Below are 22,166 nucleotides of genomic sequence, written 5' to 3' on the forward strand. Positions count from 1 at the left end.
TGCAGCTGCCCATCTACCGCGACATCCCGGAGCGCGACCCGGAGGAGTGGCACTGGCCCAACTGGCGGCGCCGCCTGGTGTCGTGGATGTTCGACAGGGCCCGCGGCCAGCTGGGCGAGCAGGGGCGGCACTGCGACGGGTGGGGCTCCTGGCGGAACATCGGCGCGAACGGGCTGCCCGGCGAGCTGACGTGGGAGGAGTTCGTCGCGTCCAGCAGCAGCCACCGGCACGCCGGGCCCGTCAGACGTCGGGTCAGAGGACCGGGACCCTGTTCCAGGGCCGGACGGCCTCGATCGCCGCCGCGGCGCGGAACACCGTGGTGTCGTCGTAGGTGCGCCCGACGACCTGCACCCCCGTCGGCACTCCGGTCGAGGCGAAACCGGACGGCACGCTCAGCACCGGGCAGCGGCTGGCGATGTTGAACACCGTGGTCATCGCGGCTTCCAGGTAGAAGTCCAGCTCGACTCCGTTGATCACGACCTTGGTCGAGAGGTAGTCGTCGTCCGCCTTGAGCGCCGGGACGGCTGTGGTCGGGCACAGCAGGACGTCGTAGCCCTCCAGCAGGGCGCCGAGCGTCGTCTGCACCGCGGCCTCGATCTCAAGGCCCTGCAGGAAGCTGCCGGGTTCGCGGACGGCCTCGGCGGCCCGCCGGGCGAAGTCGAGGGCGTACGTGGTGAGCCGGTCACCGTGCTCGGCGGCGACCGACCCTATGTAGGGGCCGAAGACGGAACCGAAGTGGATCATCGCTGCCCGCATCACGTCCGCCCGCATGATGGGGACCTCGACTTCCTCGACGACGGCCCCGGCCGCGCGCAGTGCCTGGGCGACCGCGCGGGTGTTGGCCTCGACCTCGGGATCGACTGGCCAGTCACCGAGGGTGACCGAGAGCGCCACCCGCAGGCCCTCGGCGCTCTCGAACCGCTCGGGCAGCACGAGTTCGGGCCGCAGCGAGACCGCGTCCAGGGGGTGGGGTCCTGCGATGACGTTCTGCAGCAGGGCGCAGTCGGCGACGGTGCGCGCCATCGGACCGTCGTGGCAGTACGTGTCGAGGTTGAACGGCGTCATCGCGGGCACGCGCCCGTACGGCGGTTTGAAGCCGACCGTGCCTGTGTACGAGGCGGGGATGCGGATGGAGCCGCCGATGTCGGAGCCGGTCGCGAGCGTCGTCTCACCCGCCGCGAGCGCGGCACCCGCGCCGCCGGAGGAGCCGCCCGGGGTGTATTCCAGGTTCCACGGGTTGCGGGTGACTCCCCACAGCCGTGACTGCGTGTACCCCGCACAGCTGAACTCCGGGGTCGTGGTCCGCGCGTGCACGATGCCGCCGGCAGCCTGGACCCGCTCGATGACCGGGTGCGTCTGCTCGGCGATCTCGTCCTGGAATGCCAGGGAGCCGTCCGAACTGCGGCGGCCCGCGATCGGCTGCTCCTCCTTCGTCGCGACGGCGAGACCCTCGAGCGCGCGGGGCGCGCCGCCCTTGCCCATGTACCGTGCCTCGGCCTCGCAGGCGGCGGCGAGGGCCTCCTCGAAGATCCGCTCGGCGAGTGCGTTGACCTTTGGTTCGACGGCTTCGGCGCGCGCGATGACCGCGGTCATCAGCTCCACCGGTGACAGGGAGCGGTCGCGGAACCGACGCAGGGCCTCGGTGGCCGGCAGATGGGCGAGGTCGGTGAGATCGGTCATGTGATGTTCCTCCGTGATGAGTTGGAAGGGTCAGGCAAGCGCGCGGCGGCCTGCGGAGATGCGGTCCGGATCCCATCCGGGCCGCGGTACGGAGTCGAGCAGGAGGCGGGTGTAGGGATGCTCGGGGGTGGTCAGGACAGTTGTCGTGGGGCCGGATTCGACGATCTTTCCGGCCCTGAGCACGACCACCTCGTCGGTGATGTGCCGGACGACCGCGAGGTCGTGGCTGACGAAGAGGAAGCCGATGCCCTCGTCGCGGCGGATGCCGGCGAGCAGGTCGAGGATCTGCGCCTGGATGGAGACGTCGAGGGCGGCGACCGCCTCGTCGAGGATGAGCACCTGCGGTCGGGCCGCCAACGCCCGGGCGATCGCCACGCGTTGACGCTGCCCTCCGGACAACCGGCGGGGCAGGGCCATGGCCTCGCGCTCTCCCAGCCCCACCTGGTCGAGGAGTTCGGCGACCCGCCTGCGCCGCGCCGGCGCGTCCAGCGGGAAGTACAGGCGCAGGACCTCTTCGACGCACGCGCTCACGCTGATGCGGGGGTCGAGGGAGAGGTACGGGTCCTGGAACACCATCTGGATCTCGCGGGCGCGGGCCAGCCGTTCGGCCCGGCCGCGGGTGCGTGCCGAACGGTCGCGTCCGCCCAGGTGGACCGTGCCGGCATCGGGTGTCTCGAGGCCGACGAGTATGCGTGCCGTGGTGGTCTTGCCGCAGCCGGACTCGCCGACGATGCCCAGTGAGCCTCCCGGCCGCAGAGTGAAGGAGACGCCGTCGACCGCCGCGTGGCCGCCGAACTCCTTGCGCAGTCCGTCCACCACGAGACCGGACGCGCCGGTGCTCCCTGTCACGGCAGTCACAGCAGTCACAGCAGGATCCCTTCTTCGGCGCGCAGGCAGGCGACCAGACCCTGGCCGTCGTACTGCCGCAGGGCGGGCTTCTCGACCGGGCAACGCTCCTGCGCATGCGCGCAGCGCGCGGCGAACGCGCACCCGGCCGGCGACTCGGCGAGCGAGACCGGGCGGCCGGGGATGGGCCGTGGCGGCGCCGCGTCGGGTTCGACGCGGGGTGTGCAGGCGAGGAGTCCGGCCGTGTACGGGTGGCGCGGGCGCTCGAACAGGTCGCCTGCGGCCTGCGTCTCGACGATCCGTCCCGCGTACATGACGTAGACGCGGTCGCAGATGGCCGAGGCCAGTTCCAGGTCGTGGGTGACGAAGAGCATCCCCGTGCCGCGCTCGGCCTGCAGGCGGGTGAGGATGGAGATGACCTCGGCCTGGGTCGTGACGTCCAGTGCGGTCGTCGGCTCGTCGGCGACGAGCAGTGAGGGCCGGTTCGCGAGTGCCGCCGCGATGACGACCCGCTGGAGCATGCCGCCGGAGAACTGGTGCGGGTGGCGTCGCAGCGCGCCTCGCGGGTCGCGGATGCCCACCGCGTCGAGGAGTTCCTCGGCACGGTCCGTCGCCGCCGCCGCAGGTACGCCGGCGGCACGCATTCCCTCGGTGAGGAAGTCGCCCACGCGCCGCATCGGATTGACCGAGGCACGCGGGTCCTGGAAGATCATCGAGACCTGACGGGTCCTCAGCTCATTCAACTCCTTGCGGTCCAGCGTCAGTACGTCGCGACCCGCCACACGGACCTCGCCCTCCGTCCGCGCCTTTTCGGGCAGCAGTCCGAGCACGCTGCGGCACGCGACCGACTTGCCCGAACCGGATTCGCCGACCAGGCCGACGGTCTCGCCCGCCGCGACGCGCAGGGACACACCGTCCAGGATCGGCCGGGCCGCGAGCCCCTCGGGCAGCCGCACGGTGAGGTTGTCGATCTCAAGAAGAGTCCGCTGCACAGTCATTCGCCTCACCGTTCCCGCTTCGCGACCCGGTCGGCGATGCCCTCGCCGACGATGCTGAACGCCACGACGGCGAGCACGATGCACACGGACGGCGCGAGCGCGGGAAGCATCGCGCCCTGCAACAGCGCGCCCTCACCCTCGTTGATCATCGCGCCCCAGTCGGCGGTCGGCGGCTGTACCCCGAAGCCGAGGAAGGAGAGAGCCGCGAGGTCCATCAGGGCGTACCCGAAGTTGATCGCCGACTGGGCGAGCACCGTCGGCGTGATGTTGGGCAACAGGTGCCGGACGCAGATCGTCCAGCCCGACCAGCCCTGGACGAGGTACGACTCGATGTACGGACGGGCCTTCTCCTGCCGGGCGATGCTGCGCACCAGGCGGCCCACGTACGGCGTGTACGCGACCGCCATGGCGATGACCGGCGCGGTCATGCCCGGTCCGGTGACAGCCACGAACATGATCGCCACAAGCAGGCCGGGGAAGGAGAACACCAGGTCCATCGACCGGGAGAGGACCGCGTCCACCCAGCCGCCGCGCCAGGCGGCGACGACGCCCACCAGGATGCCCAGCAGGGTCGACAACGCGACGACCACGAGCGGTCCGAGCAGCCCGGAGCGCGCGCCGTACAGCAGCCGCGACAGCACGTCGCGGCCCGACTGGTCGGCTCCCAGGAGGTGGTCGGTGCTGCTCCCGGCCAGGGTGGCCTGCAGATCGAGGGCGTCGGGGTCGTACGGCGCGAGCAGCGGTGCGCACACGGCGACGGCCACCAGCACGGCCAGCAGCAGGACGGCCGCGGTGAACAGCGGCCCCTGGCCGAACACGCGCAGGCGGCGCAGACCGGGACGTCGGCGCAGCTCGGTGACGTCGACTGCGGTGGTCATGAGGCACCTCGCCGGGTGAGGGTCAGCCGGGGGTCGATGAGCGGCGCGAGGAGGTCCACGACCAGGTTCACCAGCACGAACGCCGCCACGGTGATCAGCGTGATCGCCTGCACCACGGGGAAGTCCTTGACCGTCACCGACTGCACGAGCAGTGAGCCGACCCCGGACACATTGAAGGCGGTCTCCACGATCGAGGTGCTCACCAGGAGTCCGGCGAGCATCGTGCCGCCGACGGTGACGATCGGGCCGAGCGCGTTGCGCAGCACGTGCCGGCGCACCACGTCGCCCTCGGCGACCCCGCGGGAACGCGCCACCTCCACGTGCTCCCGCCCCAGTTGGTCGAGCATCGAGGAGCGGGTCACCCGGGCCAGCAGCCCGGCGAGGGTGACCGCGAGGGCGAAAGCGGGCAGCGTCAGGTGGTAGAGCCGGTCCGCGAAACCGGTGCCGCCGTCGCCGGGCCCGGGGAACCAGCCCAGCTGCACGGAGAACAGCGAGACCAGCACGATGGCGCTGACGAACGGCGGGGTCGCCGTGGCCACGCCGGTGCACAGGAGCACCACGCGGTCGATCGCCCCGGGGCGCAGCGCGGCGAGGATGCCCGCGAGCACGCCGCAGAGACAGACCAGCACCGCCGAGTACCCGACGAGCAGGGCCGTGCTCGGCAGACGCGAGCCGATCAGGGACCCGACGTCGTGCCGGAACTGGACGGAGCGCCCGAAGTCGCCGTGCAGCACATCGCCGACCCACTTCAGGTACTGGGTGAAGAACGGGTCGTCGAGGTGGTACTGGGCGCGGATCGCGGCCTTGGTCTCCGGCGACACCGGGTGGCCCTTGAGAAGGAAGGACACCGGATCCCCCGGGGCCAGGTGCACCGCGCTGAAGACCAGGAACGAGGTGATCAGCAGCACGGTCACCAGCCCCAGGAGCCGGCCGAGGAGGTAACGGGTCATCAGTTCGCCGAGCCGATCTTCGCGGCCCAGGGGTAGTACAGCTGGGCGATGCCGGCCGGGGCACCGGTGATCCGGCTGCCCAGGAACACCGAGTGGGGAGCCTCGTACAGCGGGATGGCGGGCAGGTCGCGCAGCGCGATCTTCTGCAGCTCGGCGGTCAGGTCGGCACGTGCGGCCGGGTCGGCGACCGCCGTCGCCCGGTCGTAGAGCGCATCGAACTCAGGGTTCGAGTACTTGCCGTAGTTGCCGAAGTCGCCGGTGCGGAACGACTGGTAGAACTCGAGCGGGTCGGGTGAGTTGATGTAGCCGTTGGTGAACACCAGGTCGATGCCGGCGCTGGCGTGCGGGTCGGTGAAGAGCGCGGTGTACGCGTCGGGCGCGATCGGCTTGATCTGCACGTCGAGGCCGATCTGCTTGCCGGCCGCCTGCACGGCGTTGGCGACGACGGTTATCTCCGGGGTGAGCGTGCTGCTCGCGATGACGACCTTCTTGCCGGTCGCACCTGCCTCCTTGATCAGCTTCTTGGCGTCGTCGATGTCGTACACCAGGTCGGGAAGGTCGGAGAAGTAGCGTTCCGTTCGGTCCGGGGCGGTTTGCCAGGCGCCCCGCGCGGCCGGGGCCTTGGCCGGGACGGCCACTCCCGCGACGGCGGCCTTGATGATGCTCTGCCGGTCCAGCGCCATGGACAGGGCCTTACGGACCTTCAGATCGCCGAGTGTGCCCTTGAGGTTGAAGACGGCGAGGTCGGAGGCGGCGGTGTTCGGGCCGAAGTACAGCTTGCCCCGCGAGGTCGACTTGAGCTGCCCGATCGAGGTGGCCGGCACCAGGTACCCGCCGTCGACCGATCCGGAGAGCCAGGCGTTGGTGCGCGCGGCCGGGTCCTGGATGAAGACGAACTTGACGCTTTCCGCCTTGGGGGTCAGCGTGCTGTCCCAGTACGTGGGGTTCTTCTTCAGGGTGATGCTGTCGCCCTGGGCCCAGGTGCCGAGCGTGTAGGGGCCGGTGCAGTCGACGCCGGCTTTCGGGTTGCCGTAGTCCCGTCCGGTCCTGGCGAGGAACGCGGCGCTCTCGATGGTGCCGGGGGAGGCCGCCATCAGTTCGTCGAGCAGGACGTCGGGCTTGTTGAGCTTGATCGTCACTTCGAGCGGGCCGGTCTTGGTGACCGAGGCGACGTTCTTGAACGCGCTGCCCCACGCCGAGCCCACGGCCGGGTCGAGATGGCGCTTCAGTGAGGCGACGACGTCGTCCGCGGTCATGGTCGAACCGGAATGGAACTTCACGCCGCTGCGCAGGGTGTACACCCAGGTCAGCGGGTCGGGATTGGCCGACTTCACGGCCAGGCCCGGCGCGATTTTCATGTCCGGCGTGATGCGGAACAGCTGCTCGCAGACGTTCGCCAGGACGGTGTTGGGCGGGTAGTCCCAGGCCTGCGTGTAGTCGAGGGAGTACGGCTCGGCGTACAGCGACCAGGAGAACGACGAGATCGAGCCCTTGGCCGCGGGTGTGTCCGCTGAGACCTGATAGGTGGTGCCGCCCTTGGCGGATCCGGCGCTGGTGGACGAGGCGCCGGAGCAGCCGGAGACGGTCGCAGCCAGCGCTACGGCTCCGGCGAGCAGGGCGGTGGATCTGGAGGTACGCAAGGCACGCAAGGAACCGGCCCCTTTCCGGGGGGTCGAGGGTTCTGGAGGTTGCAGCGAGTATTGGTGCGGGAACGTTCCCGCACAAGGGTTTGCGGGAACGGTTTTTTAAAGGTCAGAGACGCGTGGACGGTGGCGCGCGGGACTGGCAGCATCAGCGCATGACCGAAACTCCGCGCCGCACTGGCCACGGCGTCCCGGCCGCCGTCCCCCGGGTGCGCCTCGTCGACGTCGCCCGCGAGGCGGGCCTGTCCAAGACCACCGTCTCCGCGGCGCTCAACGGCACCGGGCGCCTCTCGCCGGCCGTGCGCGAGCACGCCCGCGAGGTCGCACGCCGCCTCGGCTACCGGCCCAACCCGACGGCACGGCTGCTGCGCGCCGGGCACGCCAGGCTCATCGGCTACGCCGTGGGGGAGTACCCCACGGGCCCCGGGTCCTACATGGACTCCTCCTACTTCACCAAACTGACCAGCGCCGTCGCGACCGCGGCCCTGCGCCACGGCTACGGCCTGGTGCTGCTGCCCACCGGCTCCTCGCCCGACGAGTGGGCCGACCTGCCGCTCGACGCCGCGATCGTCGCCGACCCGCTCGTGGACGATCCCCTGGTGGAGGACTTCATCGCCGCCCGCATCCTGCTGTCCACCGACCGCTCGGTGGAGGGCCGTCCCGGCACGCACTGGGTGGACGTCGACGCCGACGCCGCCGTACGCGAGGTGCTGGACCATCTGCACGCACAGGGCGCACGGCGCATCGCGGTCGTGGCGCCCGACACCCCGACCCGCTTCTACACGGCGGCCCTGGACGCCTACCGGCGCTGGTGCGCCGAGCAGCGCGCCACGCCTCGTGTCACCCATTCGGCCCGGCCGGGGAACGGCCCTGCCATCGAGGCGGTCGAACGGTCCCTCACCACGCCCGACCGGCCGGACGCCCTGTTCGTGCTGACCGAGGCCAACCCGCCGCTGGTGCTCGACGCCGCACGCCGCCTGGGCCTGTCGGTCCCCGGCGACCTGATGCTGGTGTGCGCGAGCGAGGACACCTCGGCCGCCCACGCCGACCCGCCCGTCACGACCCTGAGCCTCCAGCCGGTGAGCGTGGCCGAGAAGGGCGTCGAGCTGCTCGTCGCGGCCTTGGAGAGCGGGAGCCAGGAGCCGACGGGCGCGCTGGTGCGGACGAAACTGGAGATCAGGACGTCGTCGGGGCGCGGGGGCGATTCCACCTCCTGACGGTCGCGCTCCGACGGTGCGGCCGTCAGGAGGCGGAGTGCACCAGTGCTCCCCCCACGTAGGTCCGCAGAACCCGGGCCGTGTGGATCTCCTCGGCCGGGGCGGTGAAGATGTCCCGGTCGAGGACCACCAGATCGGCGAGGTGGCCCGGCCGCAGGGTGCCGGTGTCGTCCAGGCCGTTGACGTGGGCCGAACCCGCTGTGTAGGCCGCGACCGCGGTGGCGAGGTCGAGGCGCTGTTCGGGCAGGAAGACCCGGCCGTCGGTCGCCCCGGGCTCCATCCGGTTGACGGCGACATGGATACCGGCGAGCGGGTCGGGGCTGCTCACGGACCAGTCGCTGCCCGCCGCGAGGGTCGCGCCGGCCCGCAGCAGGGAGCCGAAGGGGTACTGCCGGGCGGCGCGTTCGGGACCCAGGAAGGGGATGGTCAGTTCGTCCATCTGCGGCTCGTGGGCGGCCCACAGCGGCTGGATGTTGGCGATCGCGCCGAGCCGCGCGAAGCGCGGGATGTCGTCGGGATGGACCACCTGCAAGTGGGCGAGGTGGTGCCGGGTGGCGCGGCGGCCGTTGGCGGTGCGGGCCGCCTCGATCGAGTCCAGCGCCTCGCGCACCGCGCGGTCGCCGAGGGCGTGGAAGTGCACCTGGAAGTCGAGCGCGTCGAGTTCGGTGACGTACGAACGCAGCGCGACCGGGTCGACGAAGCTCAGGCCGCTGTTGGCGGTGGCGCAGCCGCAGCCGTCCAGGTAGGGGCTGGTCATCGCGGCGGTGAAGTTCTCCGCGATGCCGTCCTGCATGATCTTCACCGAGCCGGCCCGGAACCTGCCGTGGCTCAGTTCCGCGCGGCGGGAGACCAGCTCCGGGATCTGGTCCGAACCTCGGCCGCGGTCCCACCAGAGCGCGCCGTTGACCCGGGCGGTGAGGGTTCCCTCGCGGGCGGCGGTGAGGTAGGCGTCGGAGGGGTCGGGCTGGCCGTTGAACTCGCCGAGCAGGGCGTCCTGCCAGCCGGTGATGCCGAGCGAGTGCAGCAGCCGCTGAGCGCGCAGCAGGCCGTCGAGGCGGTCGGCGGCGGTCTTCGCGGGCACCAGCCGGGCCACCAGGCCGGTGGCTCCCTCCTGGAGGACGCCGCTCGGTGCGCCGTCGCCCTCTCGTTCGATCCGGCCGTCGTCGGGGTCCGGGGTGTCCCGGGTGACGCCGGCGAGTTCGAGCGCGCGGGTGTTGGCCCAGGCGCCGTGGTGGTCCCGGTTGACCAGGTACACCGGCCGGTCCGGCACCACGGAGTCGAGCAGCTGCCGGGTCGGAAGGCCGCCCTCGAAGCTCTCCATGGACCAGCCGCCGCCTGTGATCCAGCCGCTGCCGGGGTGGGTGTCGGCGAACTCACGGATGCGGCGCAGGTATTCGTCGACTCCCACGGTGCCGCTGAGGTCGCACTCGGCGAGCTCCATGCCGCCGTAGACGGCGTGGATGTGGGAGTCCTGGAAGCCGGAAAGCAGCAGCTTGCCGCTGAGGTCGACGACTTCGGTCCTCGGGCCGATCAGCTCCCGTACCTCGTCGTGGCCGACGGCCGTGATCCGGTCCCCGGTGACGGCGAGGCTGCTCGCCCGGGTGCGGGCGGGGTCCCCGGTGTGCACGGGGCCTTGGGTGAAGACCAGATCGGCCTTGGTCATGGGAGGTGCTCCTGGTGGTGGGCGGCCCGTTCGTGGGCCGTGGGAGAGAAATGAGGTGTCGCGGTCCGCGTCGTGCGTCCGCGGGGTGCTGGTCAGCCGGCGCCGGCCGAGGCGTCGCCGGAGGCGGTGTCGCGGGAACGTGAGAAGTAGGGCGACCGGCGGTGCCAGCGGGCCCACGCGGCGGCCAGCAGGCCGGAGCCGATCATCAGCACCGGGACGAGCAACGCGAACCAGCCGTTGTCGGCGGAGAGTTCGAAGTGATCGGTGGAGCGGTAGAAGGTCCAGGCGAGGTACCCACCGATGGTGAGCAGCGCGAGTGCGCCCAGTACCGGTCCGACGACCGCGCGCAGAGCCTCCGAGGGTGAGGCGCGCAGCAGGTGGCGGAAGCGCACGGCGGCGGCCGCGGCGGTGAGTGCGTAGTAGAGGGCGACGACGATGCCGATCGCGTTGACCGCGGCGAAGATCAAGTCGTTGACGGTGGGGATGATCAGCGCCAGCGCGGCGAGGGCGAGGGCGATCGCGGTGATCAGCAGGGTGCCGGCGGCGGGTGTCCCGTGCCTGGGGTGCAGGCGCGTCCAGACGGAGCCGAGGACGCCGTCGCGGCCCATCGCGAACATCCCGCGGGCGGTGGGGATGACCGCGGCCTGGAGTGACGCCACCGCGGAGAACATGAGGGCGATGAGCGGCAGCGCGGCCAGCGGTTGGTGGGCGAGCTTCGTGCCGAAGTAGGCGAGCCCCTGCGCGCCGTTGTCGGCCAGTTCGCCCAGCGGCAGCACCCGCTGGAAGGCGGTGCCGGCGAGGAGGAACAGCAGCAGCATGACGGTCAGCGCGATGAACCCGCCCCGGGAGGCGTCCCGCGGGTCACCGACTTCCTCACCGACGCTGAAGACGGACTCGAAGCCCCAGTAGCAGAAGACCGCGAGGACCATGCCCTGGGCGAGGGCTTCGGCCGAGGGGATGTCGAAGGGGTTGAACCACTGGAGCGAGAAGGGCTGGTCCCCGGCGAACAGGCCGTAGCCGCAGAAGACGAGCAGCACGCCGTATTCGAAGATCAGCAGGTACTTCTGGAGTCGCGCCGCGAGGTCGAGCCCGCGGACGGCGACCAGCGCGGCGGCGACCAGGACGGCCATGCCGAGGAGGGTGGACTGGAGGGTGGAGTCCGGATCGAGGGAGAGGCCGGCGATGCTGTGGACGGTGGCCTGGCCGAGGAGCTGGATGATCGCCGAGCCGGTCACCGTGGTGGTGTAGGCCATGAACACGATCGTGCCGACGACGTTGACCCATCCGGTGAGGAAGCCCAGCCAGGGGCTCAGAACGCGGCCGACCCACTTGTAGCTGCTGCCCGCGTTGGGTTCGGCACGGTTGAGGCGCCCGTATCCGCCGGCGATGCCGAGCACGGGCAGAAAGGCCAGCAGCATGATCGCCGGCAGGTGCAGGCCGACGATACTCGCCATCAGGCCGAGTCCGATGCCGATGCTGCTGGTGGCCGCGGTGCTCGACGCGGCGAGCACGATGCCGTCGACGACGCCTATGGACTTCCGCATCGCGGCCTCGGGGGCTGGGGCGCTTGTTCCCGGCGTGGTGCCCGCGCCCTTCACTGGTACTGCCAACGATCTTCGCCTTGCTGTAGGGGGAAGCGGCCTGAGGGGCCGGATGGCAGGTCATGAAATCCTCCTCCACTTCTCACGTCAATGGTGTTGTCATAAGCTCCGGCTCATGGCTGAGCGTGTGGTTCCGGAGCCGCAGAGGCGGCGCAGAAGGCCGACGAAGCAGGGCACGGTGCTGTCCGAGCGGATCATCGTGGAGACGGCCCTGCGGCTGGTCGGCCAGCACGGCGCGGAGGCGTTGACGGTCCGGCGGCTGGGGGGTGCGCTGGGCGCCGATCCGAGCGCGCTCTACCGGTACTTCCGCAACACCGACGACTTGCTGCTGGTCATCGCCGACGAGCTCATCGGCCGTGCCCAGCACGGCTGGCAGCCCACCGGCGACTGGCGTACCGACCTGTGTGAGCTGGGCCTGCGCGTCCATGCCTCGTACCAGGCGCACCCACAGGCCGCACTGCTGGCGGCGCACCGTACGACCGGGCGCGACAACGAGATGCGGGCCGTGGAGATGATCCTCGGCGTGCTGCGGTCGGCGGGCTTCCACGACCGGGAAGCCGTGCGGATCTACCACGCCTTCGTGGACCAGGCGCTCGCCTTCGCGGCCCTGGACGCGGCCGCGCTGGCCATGCCGGCTCCCGCGCAGGCGGCAGACCGCCAGGTGTGGCTGGTCCGCTACGGCAGCCTGGACGCGAGCACCCACCCCAACATCGCCGCCACCGTGCGCCTGCTGGCCGCCGACATGCCGCTCAGCGGCTATCCGTTCGCGCTGGAGCTGCTGCTCGAGGCCGTCGCCGCCCGGCTGCCCGCGGCGGCTGGGGGAGTGGGCTGAGAGCGGATCACTCACTCCCGCCACCTGCCCCGTCAGAGGTCCGGCCGGACCGGGCGAATGAGGCGGAGGACATGGATCGCGTGGGTCCGGGTCCGGGGTACGCAGGCTTATGTCAACACCGTTGACACTATTCTGGGGTCGGAGATCTGATGGAGGGACCCGGAGGCGAGTCCCTCCATGCACACAAGGAGTCCTCCATGGATCCCGTCCGCGCCCTCCAGGACGCCAGCCCCACTCCGTTCTGGCTGGAGGACCCCGGCCGCCCGCAGGCCGTATCGGCCCTCGTCGCCGACACCCGCTGCGATCTGCTCGTGGTCGGCGGCGGCTACAGCGGCCTGTGGACCGCTCTGATCGCCAAGGAACGCGATCCCTCTCGCGACGTCGTCCTGATCGAGGGGGAGGAGATCGGCTGGGCCGCTTCCGGCCGCAACGGCGGCTTCTGCGAGTCCAGCCTCACCCACGGTCTGAGCAACGGCCTCGACCGCTGGCCCGACGAGCTCGCCGACCTGGAGCGGCTCGGCATGCGGAACCTCCAGGCGATCGAGGACACGATCACGAGGTACGGCATCGACTGCGACTGGCGGCGCACCGGCTCGCTCAACGTGGCGACCGAGCCGTACCAGGTCGACGACCTGCACGAGTTCGCCGCGCTCGCCGCCCGCCACGGCTCCGAGCAGACGGTGCTGGACGCCGACCAGGTCCGCGCCGAGATCGACTCACCGACCTTCCTGGGGGCGCTCTGGGACAAGGACGGCACGGCGATGGTCAACCCCGCCCGTCTCGCGTGGGGCCTCAAGCAGGCCTGTCTGGACCTCGGCGTACGCATCCACGAGCACACCTGGGCCACTGCCATCGAGGAGGCCGGCTCGGGAATCGCGGTGCGGACCCCGTACGGCCGCGTCCTCGCGGACCGGGTCGCCCTCGCGACCAACGCCTTCCCCTCCCTGGTCAAGCGGCACCGCCTCTACACCGTCCCCGTGTACGACTACGCGCTGATGACCGAGCCGCTGACGGACGGACAACTCGCCTCCGTCGGCTGGCACAACCGCCAAGGATTCTCCGACGCCGCCAACCAGTTCCACTACGTGCGGCTGTCCGCCGACAACCGCATCCTGTGGGGCGGCTACGACGCCGTCTACCACTACCGGGGGCGGGTGCGCGCCGAGCACGACACGCGGCCGGAGACGTTCGCCACCCTGGCCCGGCATTTCTTCCGGACCTTCCCGCAGTTGGAGGGGCTGAGCTTCACCCACGCCTGGGGCGGCGCGATCGACACCTGCACCCGCTTCTGCGCGTTCTTCGACACCACTCACCGGGGCCGGGTCGCCCATACGGCCGGATTCACGGGCCTCGGCGTGGGAGCGACCCGCTTCGCCGCCGAGGTGATGCTCGACCTGCTGGCCGGCGAGCGCACCGAGCTCACCCAACTGGAGATGGTGCGGCGCAAACCCCTTCCGTTCCCGCCGGAACCGGTCCGCTGGGCCGGGATCCAGGCCACCAGATGGTCCCTCGCCCGCGCGGACGAGAACTCCGGCCGACGCAACCTGTGGCTCAGGACCCTCGACCGGCTCGGCCTCGGCTTCGATTCCTGATGGTCCTGATGGGTACGTCTATCGGTCAGGCGGCCATGTCGCCACCGGTGGCGGCGAGGAACGCGGCGCCGAGCACGGGTCCGATGCCGGGCATGGTGTTCCGGCCCTCGGCGGCTGGACGGCCGTGGCGGTGAGCTGGTCGGCTGGAACAGCTCGTGGTCAAGGCCCGTCTCCTCCGCCATCGCGCGATTGTCCGTGTGGGCTCGGGCCGGGGCCGACCGTCACTGGAAACCTCCGAGGACGCCCTCGGCTTCAGCCGGGGGATGAGTCGGACTCCTGCGGAGCAGGGCAGGGAACGGGGTTTCGCCCAAAAGGCGAAAGTCCGCCCAGATGGTTGGGTAGGCTGAGGGCCGTGCGTCGCGAGAGCCAAGCACGCGCAACTCCTTTGTCTTGATGGGCAACCGGGCAGGTTCCGTCCCGGCTGGTGCTGAGAGCGTCAGACTCGTTCGCTTGCTGAGCGAATGAGCTGCTTGAGCCAGGAATCCCCCTGCTTCGGCTGGGGGAGGGTTCAAAACCATCCGTTGCGCTGGGCCTGCAGAGCCAGCTGGAAGCGGTTCGCGGCGCCCAGCCGGGCCATCAGGACCTGCAGGCGGCGGAACAGCGTGCGGCGGCTGATTCCCAGTTCGCGGGCGATGACGTCGTCGCTCGTGCCGCTGGCCAGGAGCCACAGCAGACGGCGGTCGGCGGGCGGCGGACCACCGGGGCGGGTCGTGCCGCCGTGGAAGGGGAGAGCCTGCTGCCACGACTGCTCGAACAGCGCGATGAGGGCGGAGAGCAGACCGCACGGCTGTACGACCAGCATGGTGTTGTGCACGTCGACCTCTTTGATCGACAGTGACACCAGAGCGTACGCCTCGTCGATGATCAGGAGTTTGACGGGGACGGACGGCAGCACTCTGGCCTGCTCACCGGCGTTGATACACGGTTCGATGACTTGTTTGAGGTGGTCCGGGCGTTCCAGCGACTCGCGGGAGTACACGACGCGTTGCGTGACCCCGCGGGCCAGCGTGGCCAGTGCGTCGTCGGTGGCATTGGCCACAGGGAAGTAGGGGGGCGACTCGAACTGCCGGATCTGGTGGCGGGCGCTGGCCCAGGCTTGGCGCATCCTGGGGCCGATGGCGTCGCCGGTGACGATCTCGACGAGGTGGTCGTTGTGTGCCGCGAGCCGGTGGCGCCGGAACGAATCGAAGGCGCCCGCGACCGCGAGGCGGGATTTCTCGACCTCGGCCGCACGGCGCCGGGCGAGGACCTCGAGACCGGCCGCCGGAACCACCGGCGCCACTACGTCCTCGTCCCTCTCGGCGGCACCGGCCAGACCGGCGTCGACGAGCTCGCCGTACGCCGTGGCCAGGCTCGGGCTGTCCAGACCGGCCGCGGCGGCGATCTCGCTCAGCGGCGCGGGGGCCAGCTCCAGCAGGGTGAGATAGACCCGGGCCGCCGTCTGGCCGATGCCCAGGAGCCGCAGTGCATCGCCGAGACTCGCGTTCGTCATGACTCGCATTATCGACGGCCGCGGCAGGCCCGGCGTGGCCGATCTGTGCCAGTGGCACCACTGCGCACCATGCGCGGGCATCGCGGGATACCGTCGCCGAGCCGTCGGCATGTGGCGGCGCGCGACTCCCAGGAAGGCGGACGCAGTGGCGAAAGGCCGCAAGAACGGTTTGTACTCAGAGATCTCCGAGGAACTGTCCGCGTTGATGCGGACGGGGTGGGCGGACACCGAACGACACGAACTGACGCTCAACGAGCAGGCCCCGTACGCGGCCGCGCGCCGGGCCGCGCTCTCCGCGCGATTCCCGGGCGAACGGCTCGTGATCCCTTCGGGGAACCTCAAGGTCCGTTCGAACGACGACACCTACCCGTTCCGGCCGTACTCGGGCTACGTACACATGACCGGCGACCAGGCCCGGGACGGTGCCCTTGTCCTCGAACCCCGTGCGGACGGCGGCCACGACGTCTACTGCTACCAACTCCCGCGGGACAGCAGGGACGACAACGAGTTCTGGACCGGTGCCACAGCAGAGCTGTGGATGGGCCGGCGACGCTCCCTCGCCGAGGCGGAGCGCGTGCTCGGCCTGCCGTGCCGGGACGTCCGCACGGCGGCCGGCGACCTGGCAGCCGCCTCCGGCGCACCGACGCGCATCGTCCGCGGTATCGACCCGTCCCTGGAGGCCGCCGTCGCCACCGAGGCGGAGCGCGACGAGGAGCTGGAAGAGGCCCTCAGCGATCTGCGTGTCGTGAAGGACGAGTGGGAGATCAAGGAGATCCGCTCGGCCGTGGACTCCACGGTGCGCGGATTCACGGACGTCGTCAGTGAGCTGTCGCGGGCGATCGCCTCGTCCGAGCGGTGGATCGAGGGCACCTTCTTCCGCCGCGCCCGCCTTGAGGGCAACGCCGTCGGCTACGGCACGATCTGCGCAGCGGGCGAGCACGCCACGATCATGCACTGGACCGACAACGACGGACCGGTGCGCCCCGGGGAGTTGCTCCTGCTCGACGCGGGCGTGGAGTCGCGCACCCTGTACACCGCCGACGTCACGCGCACCCTGCCGATCGGCGGCACCTTCACCCCCGTCCAGCGCAGGGTCTACGACGCGGTGTACGAGGCCCAGGAGGCGGGCATGGCGGCCGTCAAGCCGGGCGCCGCGTATCGGGACTTTCATGAGGCGGCCCAGCGTTCCCTGGCGGCGCGGCTGGTCGAGTGGGGTTTCATCGAAGGGCCTGCCGACCGCGCGTACGAGCTGGGCCTCCAGCGCCGTTTCACGATGGCCGGCACCGGTCACATGCTCGGCCTGGACGTCCACGACTGCGCGCGGGCCCGGACCGAGGAGTACGTCGACGGCGTACTGGAGCCGGGCATGGTGCTCACCGTCGAGCCCGGCCTGTACTTCCAGCCGGACGATCTGACCGTCCCTCAGGAGTGGCGCGGCATCGGCGTACGCATTGAGGACGACCTGCTCGTCACCGCCGATGGTCACGAGAACCTGTCGGCGGGCCTGCCGCGGTCTGCTGATGAGGTCGAGGCGTGGATGGCCCGTTTCGCGGGCTGAGCACATCGAGAACCGGGCCCAAGGCCGGGCCGCCCTCCGGCGAGCCTGGTGAGGGTGAACACCACGGGACGCCGGCGTCCAGCTCCTGGCTGAGGAAGTAGAGGGTGCGGGCGAGGTTCGCGGCGTCGGTTGTCCCGGGTGGGGTGAAGGCATGGCAAACAGCCGATGGCGACATCCTGACAGCGGGATAGGGTTCGGCCGACAAGGATCCGCTCGGTCAGCGCGAGCTGAGCCAGGGCCTGACACCTGGCTGCCCGGGGAGGAGTTGCATGCTGCAGGCGCTGGGATTGGGCCCGGCTGAAGAGGCCATCTACACGACACTGCTGGCCCGCCCGACAGCCTCCGCGCGGGAACTCGCCGGACAGACCGGAATCGAGGAGGGTGAGGCCGCCCGCATCCTGCTCGACCTGGCGACACGTGGCCTGGTGGCGGTCGCCACCGAGGCCGGGGGCGGGACGCCTGAGTCGGCCGGCTGCGGGGCCGGCCTCCAGACCGCCCGCTATCGGCTCACACCACCCTCGGTGGCCCTGGCCCCGTTCCTCGTCGAGCAGCGCAACGCGCTGCACCGGGCCGAGACCGCGTTCTCGATGCTGACCGAGCAGTACCGCAGTACCGCCGCACACCCTGCGGGCAGCGTCGTGGAGGTGGTCGTCGGCGTGGAGCAGGTCGCACACCGGTTCCACCAACTGCAGCGCGGCGCCCAGCGGGAGCTGCTTGTCTTCCTCGTCGGCGTACCCATCGCGGTGCCGCGCGAGGACGCCGACATGTCGGAGAACTCCGCACTGGACCGCGGAGTCGACTTCCGGGTCGTGGCTGCCAGGAACTATCTCGACGGTCACGACGTGGCACGGGACATGCGGGCGGCCATCCTGGCGGGCCTGGAGCTTCGCCTGGCCGACTCGCTGCCGCTGAAGATGGTCGTCTCCGACCGAGAGCGTGCCATGGTGCCACTGGACATGGCGGACTCCGGCGGCGAGCCGAGCGCAATCGTGGTGCACCGCAGCGGCTTGCTGACGGCCCTGGTCCACCTCTTCGAGAGGGAATGGGCCCAGGCCAGGCCGCTGTACACCACCACCACGGGTGTGCGCGCGGAGTCGGCAGCCGATCAGCAGCCGACCGAGGGGGAACTGGAAGTCCTCGCTCTGCTGCTGGCAGGGTTCTCCGACCGGCGAGCGGCCTCCCAACTCGGCGTTTCCATACGCACCGTGGAGCGGCGGACACGCCGTCTGATGGACCTTGCCGGTGCGGATTCGCGCCTGCAACTCGGGTGGCACGCCGCACGAGCGGGCTGGCTTTGACCTACTCCTCGGCCTGAGGGCCGGGGAGTTGCCGTCTGCTGGTGATCCGCCTGCGAGGGTGGCTGCCAACTCCTGGCGGGTTCCTGCTCCACCGCCGACGGATCCGCGATCCAGGTTGAAGGCATCTACCGGATGCGGCGGCGCGCGCACCCACGCGACAGGTACCTGACCGCATTGCGCAGCTCGCTCATGAGCGGCCGGGTCGGTTCCCGGGTCCCCCCTCGGCGAGATCATCTCGGTGAGCGTCAGTCCGCAGAGGCATTCCCCACCTGCCGGACCCGAAGCCCCATCAAGCCGACGAACCAGTCGACGTGACCGCATGACGGAAAACCGACACGCGGGAAACCCGTCACGCGCGGCATGCCTACGCGATCCGTATGTCTGCCAGGCTGCACCCGCAGCATGGCATGTTCACGGCGTCAAGTAGGGAGACTCATGCCCCCCAAAACGCGTATAGCCTTGGGCGCGGCAATCGCCGCCGTCCTGGCCGTCACCGCGGTAGCGCCTTCCGGGGCGGCGGATGCGCCGCCTGACGGTGCCTCGGGGAAGAGGCCCGTCATCGGCAGCGAGACCGCAGCAACGGGCGGCAAGCAGGTGCCGGTCACACTCATCACCGGCGACAAGGTACTGGTGACCACGGACACGTCGGGCCACAGTTCGGCGGCCGTGCTGCCGCGCGACGACGGTACGCAGCCGATCGTCCAGACCTACCAGATGGGCAAGGACCTCTACGTCTACCCGGAGGAGGCCTCCCAGGCGATCGCCGAGGGCAAGGTCGACGAGCAGCTGTTCAACGTCACTGGGCTCATCCGCCAGGGATACGACGACACACACACCGACACGCTGCCGCTCATCGCCACCTACCGGAACGGTGTGAACGTTGCCGACAGCGCACCGGCGGCTCCTCGCGGGGCCGAGCGGGGCCTGAGCCTTCCGGCCGTGGACGGCGTCGCGCTCAAGGCCGGCAAGGCCACTGCCGTCACCTTCTGGCAGGACGTCACCAACGCCCGCTCACGTTCTGCCTCCACGCTGAAGAAGCTCTGGCTCGACGGCAAGGTCGAGACCACGCTGGACCGGTCCACCACGCAGGTGCACGCGCCGGAGGCCTGGGCAGCCGGCTACGACGGCAAGGGCACCAAGGTCGCCGTGCTGGACACGGGCGTGGACGCCGAGCACCCCGACCTGGTGAGCCGGGTTGCCGCGTCCCGGAACTTCACGGACTCCAAGACCACCGACGACCGGGTGGGCCACGGCACCCACACCGCCTCCACGGTCGGAGGGTCCGGAGCGGCCAGTGACGGCCGCAAGAAGGGCGTCGCCCCCGGCACCTCCCTGCTCATCGGCAAGGTGCTCAACGACCAGGGCTACGGCCAGGACTCCTGGATCATCGCGGGTATGCAGTGGGCCGTCGACCAGCAGGCCGACGTCGTTTCCATGAGCCTGGGCAACCCCACGATCGGCGACTGCACAGACCCGATGGCCCAGGCCACGAAGCAGCTCTCGCAGAACACCCACACCCTGTTCGTCGTCGCCGCCGGCAACTCCGGCCCGGGCGCCGAGACCGTCTCCTCGCCCGGGTGCGTGCCCGGCGTGCTGACCGTGGGCGCCGTCGACCGCGACGACACCACCGCGCAGTTCTCCAGCCGCGGTCCGGTGGCCGTCACCCACACCCTCAAGCCCGAGATCGCCGCCCCCGGCGTCGACATCTCGGCGGCCAGTGCGGGCGGCCGCGGCGTCTATGCCTACCGGACGATGTCCGGCACCTCCATGGCCACCCCGCATGTCGCGGGCGCTGCGGCCATCGTCCGCCAGGCGCACCCGGACTGGACCGCGCAGCAGATCAAGGCAGCCCTGGTCTCCTCCGCCCGCACCGGCGGCAAGGTCGCCGGCGCCGACCAGACCGGCGGCGGGGTGCTCGACGTGTTCGGCGCGGTGAACCAGAAGGTGCTTTCCGCGCCCGCCGTCCAGGCCGGCAGCTACAACTGGCCGCAGGACGCGTCGGACCGCACCACCGTGCAGGTGCCCTTCACCAACACCAGCGACAGCGACCTGACGCTCCATCTGAAGCTCAGCGGTGTGCAGGGCAACGACGGCAGCGACGTCACCTCCGGAATCATCAAGCCGCAGGAGAACAAGGTGACGGTCCCGGCGGGGGCCACCGCTCAGGTGCCGCTGCAGATCGACCCCACCGCCCGTCTGAAGCCCGCCCAGTACGGTGCGGTCACCGGCCGGATCCTGGCCACCGGCGGCGATGTGCACGTCTCCGTGCCCGTCACCCTCTACGTCCAGCCGGAGACGGTCACTCTCCGGGTCAAGGTCGTCGACCGCAACGGCAAGCCCGCGACCGGCTCCTCCTCCCTGGACGTCGCCAGCATCGACTCCGACGAGGGCGAGCGCCGCACCAACGCGGGTGCGCCCGAGCAGACCTACCGTGTGCGCCCGGGCGACTACGCCCTCAGCAGCTTTGTGACGACGCCCGACGCGAGCAACACGCCCGAATCGGTCAGCTACCTCGCGAACCCGCAGCTGCGGATCACCAAGGACACCACCGTTGTCCTCGACGCCCGCCAGGCCCACCGGCTGAGCCTGCACACCGACCGCCCCTCGACGCTGCGGGGCACCACGTTGAGCTACGCCCGCACGTGGGACGACACCTGGCTGCTCAGCGGAACACTCGCGGCCGACGGCGCCGTGCAGAAGTTCTACGCGGACATCGACGGGCGCGCTCAGAAGGGCACCTTCGAGTTCCGGCCCACCTGGCGCGCGACCGGCTCCGAGGACGGCTCGTCCTACGTCTACAACCTGTCGTTCCCGACCCAGGGCCCGCTGCACTCCGACCAGGCCTACAAGCCGAATGACTCCCGGCTGGCCCAGGTCACCGAGACGTGGCATGCCATGGGCAAGGAGGCCGACTACATCGACGCGCTGTTCCTCCGTCCCTCCGGGAGCAGCTCCACCCAGATCCCCGTGAGCCTGTACCAGACGGTCCACGTGCCTGGTACCCGCACCGCCTACTACACGACCGGCGACGACGCCTGGTACCACGGCGCGATGACCAGCTTCCCGTTCGCCGCGTTCATGAGCGACCAGGACCGCACCTACAAGGCCGGACAGCGGAGCACCGAGGAATGGTACGGCGGCCCCCTGCGGCCGGGCGCGGCGCGCGATGCCGACGGCAACCTGATGCTGGCCGCCGAGCGGCAGGGCAACCTGTTCGGCATCCAGAACGCGCTCTGGGTCGACGGCTCCGGCGACCACTGGACCTACGGTGGGTCGTTCGGCGACATCGGCAACCTGAAGCTGAAGCGAAACGGCGAAGAGATCGGCCGGCTCGCCTACCCGTACGGCGTGTTCGAGGTGCCGGACGAGGACTCCGCGTACGAGCTCACCCAGCACCTGGAGAAGATCTACACCGGGGACCGCAACTGGCTGCGTTCCACCGCTGCCGACACCACCTGGAGCTTCCGCTCCCAACTGGAGCCGGACGTCTACTCCCGCGGCCTGCCGCTTCTCCACCCGGCGTACGACCTGCCGGTGGACGGCCTGAACACCCTTCCCGCGCGCAGCGGCATCAAGGTCGGGCTGTCGGTCGAGGGCCACGCCGGGTACATCCCGGGTGCGATCACGGCGGCCTCGCTGTCCTACTCCTACGACGGCGGCACCACCTGGACCCAGGCGCCGACCGAGCAGCACGACGGCAAGTGGACGGCCGTCCTCGACCACACCGGCGCCGTCGGTAAGCAGGTCACACTGAAGGTCACCCTCACCGACGCCAACGGCAACGCGGTCACCCAGACCATCGCCCGCGCCTACGACGTGCGGTAACCACACAGTCCGGCCGGGCGGTCCCCCGCAACGGGCGGCCCGCCCGGCCTGCCACCTGCTGCCCCCACCCGTGATCACCAGGGCGCAGTCGAG

16 protein-coding genes are annotated in these 22,166 nt (G+C 70.7%); 6 read left to right on the forward strand and 10 right to left on the reverse strand.

What is annotated here, in order from left to right; all coding sequences use genetic code 11:
* Window positions 1–252: 252 nt before the first annotated feature.
* The 6 genes from TNCT6_RS29980 to TNCT6_RS30005 are packed head-to-tail and all read right to left on the reverse strand — an operon-like array spanning window position 253 to window position 6,992.
* Entirely contained in the window at window positions 253–1,680 is a 1,428-nt protein-coding gene (locus TNCT6_RS29980; protein ID WP_141363963.1) for an amidase, read from the reverse strand.
* A gap of 30 nt (window positions 1,681–1,710) precedes the next feature.
* Window positions 1,711–2,538, reverse strand: coding sequence for an ABC transporter ATP-binding protein (locus TNCT6_RS29985; protein WP_373996251.1), 828 nt, complete (start codon window positions 2,536–2,538; stop codon window positions 1,711–1,713).
* Window positions 2,539–2,543: 5 nt separating this feature from the next.
* Entirely contained in the window at window positions 2,544–3,524 is a 981-nt protein-coding gene (locus TNCT6_RS29990) for an ABC transporter ATP-binding protein (protein WP_141363965.1), read from the reverse strand.
* Between the two features lie 5 nt (window positions 3,525–3,529).
* On the reverse strand, window positions 3,530–4,402 hold the full coding sequence (locus TNCT6_RS29995; protein WP_141363967.1) for an ABC transporter permease: 873 nt from the start codon (window positions 4,400–4,402) through the stop codon (window positions 3,530–3,532).
* Window positions 4,399–5,352, reverse strand: a complete 954-nt coding sequence (locus TNCT6_RS30000) for an ABC transporter permease (protein WP_141363969.1) — start codon at window positions 5,350–5,352, stop codon at window positions 4,399–4,401. Before TNCT6_RS30000 ends, TNCT6_RS29995 begins: the two co-directional genes overlap by 4 nt.
* Window positions 5,352–6,992, reverse strand: coding sequence for an ABC transporter substrate-binding protein (locus TNCT6_RS30005; RefSeq protein ID WP_141363970.1), 1,641 nt, complete (start codon window positions 6,990–6,992; stop codon window positions 5,352–5,354). The genes TNCT6_RS30000 and TNCT6_RS30005 overlap by 1 nt, the downstream gene beginning before the upstream one ends.
* A gap of 158 nt (window positions 6,993–7,150) precedes the next feature.
* Here TNCT6_RS30005 and TNCT6_RS30010 point away from each other — a divergent pair, with 158 nt between their 5' ends.
* A complete protein-coding gene (locus TNCT6_RS30010) occupies window positions 7,151–8,212 on the forward strand; it encodes a LacI family DNA-binding transcriptional regulator (protein WP_141363972.1) in 1,062 nt (353 codons plus the stop codon).
* A 25-nt stretch (window positions 8,213–8,237) separates the two neighbouring features.
* On the opposite strand, the gene TNCT6_RS30015 is transcribed toward TNCT6_RS30010, so the two are convergent.
* The gene (locus tag TNCT6_RS30015) at window positions 8,238–9,875 is read right to left on the reverse strand and encodes an amidohydrolase (protein WP_141363974.1); all 1,638 of its coding nucleotides are present in this window, start codon (window positions 9,873–9,875) and stop codon (window positions 8,238–8,240) included.
* Window positions 9,876–9,967: 92 nt separating this feature from the next.
* Entirely contained in the window at window positions 9,968–11,419 is a 1,452-nt protein-coding gene (locus TNCT6_RS30020) for an APC family permease (protein WP_141366935.1), read from the reverse strand.
* 172 nt (window positions 11,420–11,591) lie between these two features.
* On the opposite strand from TNCT6_RS30020, the gene TNCT6_RS30025 reads away from it, so the two are divergent.
* On the forward strand, window positions 11,592–12,308 hold the full coding sequence (locus TNCT6_RS30025) for a TetR/AcrR family transcriptional regulator (RefSeq protein WP_141363976.1): 717 nt from the start codon (window positions 11,592–11,594) through the stop codon (window positions 12,306–12,308).
* Window positions 12,309–12,505: 197 nt separating this feature from the next.
* Complete coding sequence (locus TNCT6_RS30030) at window positions 12,506–13,900, forward strand: FAD-binding oxidoreductase (RefSeq protein ID WP_141363978.1); 1,395 nt, start codon at window positions 12,506–12,508, stop codon at window positions 13,898–13,900.
* A gap of 25 nt (window positions 13,901–13,925) precedes the next feature.
* On the opposite strand, the gene TNCT6_RS40135 is transcribed toward TNCT6_RS30030, so the two are convergent.
* Entirely contained in the window at window positions 13,926–14,063 is a 138-nt protein-coding gene (locus tag TNCT6_RS40135; RefSeq protein ID WP_172633093.1) for a hypothetical protein, read from the reverse strand.
* Between the two features lie 345 nt (window positions 14,064–14,408).
* Entirely contained in the window at window positions 14,409–15,392 is a 984-nt protein-coding gene (locus TNCT6_RS30035; protein ID WP_172633094.1) for a LuxR C-terminal-related transcriptional regulator, read from the reverse strand.
* Between the two features lie 145 nt (window positions 15,393–15,537).
* Between TNCT6_RS30035 and TNCT6_RS30040 the strand changes: the two genes are divergently transcribed.
* The 3 genes from TNCT6_RS30040 (at window position 15,538) to TNCT6_RS30050 (ending at window position 22,073) form a co-directional block, all read left to right on the forward strand.
* Window positions 15,538–16,950: an aminopeptidase P family protein gene (locus tag TNCT6_RS30040; protein ID WP_141366937.1), complete on the forward strand. Its 1,413-nt coding sequence runs from the start codon at window positions 15,538–15,540 to the stop codon at window positions 16,948–16,950.
* Between the two features lie 269 nt (window positions 16,951–17,219).
* Window positions 17,220–18,248: a helix-turn-helix domain-containing protein gene (locus TNCT6_RS30045; protein WP_141363982.1), complete on the forward strand. Its 1,029-nt coding sequence runs from the start codon at window positions 17,220–17,222 to the stop codon at window positions 18,246–18,248.
* Between the two features lie 435 nt (window positions 18,249–18,683).
* Window positions 18,684–22,073 carry a S8 family serine peptidase gene (locus TNCT6_RS30050; protein ID WP_141363984.1) on the forward strand — a complete coding sequence of 1,130 codons (3,390 nt, stop codon included), beginning with the start codon at window positions 18,684–18,686 and terminating at the stop codon, window positions 22,071–22,073.
* Window positions 22,074–22,166: the final 93 nt, after the last annotated feature.

Origin of the sequence: Streptomyces sp. 6-11-2, assembly GCF_006540305.1 — a bacterium.
Classification (GTDB): domain Bacteria; phylum Actinomycetota; class Actinomycetes; order Streptomycetales; family Streptomycetaceae; genus Streptomyces.

Bases quoted from the DNA above. Each gene is read 5' to 3' on its own strand.
- TNCT6_RS29980 (WP_141363963.1), bottom strand. From the start codon at position 1,680: ATGACCGATCTCACCGACCTCGCCCATCTGCCGGCCACCGAGGCCCTG.
- TNCT6_RS29990 (WP_141363965.1), bottom strand. From the start codon at position 3,524: ATGACTGTGCAGCGGACTCTTCTTGAGATCGACAACCTCACCGTGCGG.
- TNCT6_RS29995 (WP_141363967.1), bottom strand. From the start codon at position 4,402: ATGACCACCGCAGTCGACGTCACCGAGCTGCGCCGACGTCCCGGTCTG.
- TNCT6_RS30000 (WP_141363969.1), bottom strand. From the start codon at position 5,352: ATGACCCGTTACCTCCTCGGCCGGCTCCTGGGGCTGGTGACCGTGCTG.
- TNCT6_RS30010 (WP_141363972.1), top strand. From the start codon at position 7,151: ATGACCGAAACTCCGCGCCGCACTGGCCACGGCGTCCCGGCCGCCGTC.
- TNCT6_RS30015 (WP_141363974.1), bottom strand. From the start codon at position 9,875: ATGACCAAGGCCGATCTGGTCTTCACCCAAGGCCCCGTGCACACCGGG.
- TNCT6_RS30020 (WP_141366935.1), bottom strand. From the start codon at position 11,419: ATGCGGAAGTCCATAGGCGTCGTCGACGGCATCGTGCTCGCCGCGTCG.
- TNCT6_RS30025 (WP_141363976.1), top strand. From the start codon at position 11,592: ATGGCTGAGCGTGTGGTTCCGGAGCCGCAGAGGCGGCGCAGAAGGCCG.
- TNCT6_RS30030 (WP_141363978.1), top strand. From the start codon at position 12,506: ATGGATCCCGTCCGCGCCCTCCAGGACGCCAGCCCCACTCCGTTCTGG.
- TNCT6_RS30035 (WP_172633094.1), bottom strand. From the start codon at position 15,392: ATGACGAACGCGAGTCTCGGCGATGCACTGCGGCTCCTGGGCATCGGC.
- TNCT6_RS30045 (WP_141363982.1), top strand. From the start codon at position 17,220: ATGCTGCAGGCGCTGGGATTGGGCCCGGCTGAAGAGGCCATCTACACG.
- TNCT6_RS30050 (WP_141363984.1), top strand. From the start codon at position 18,684: ATGCCCCCCAAAACGCGTATAGCCTTGGGCGCGGCAATCGCCGCCGTC.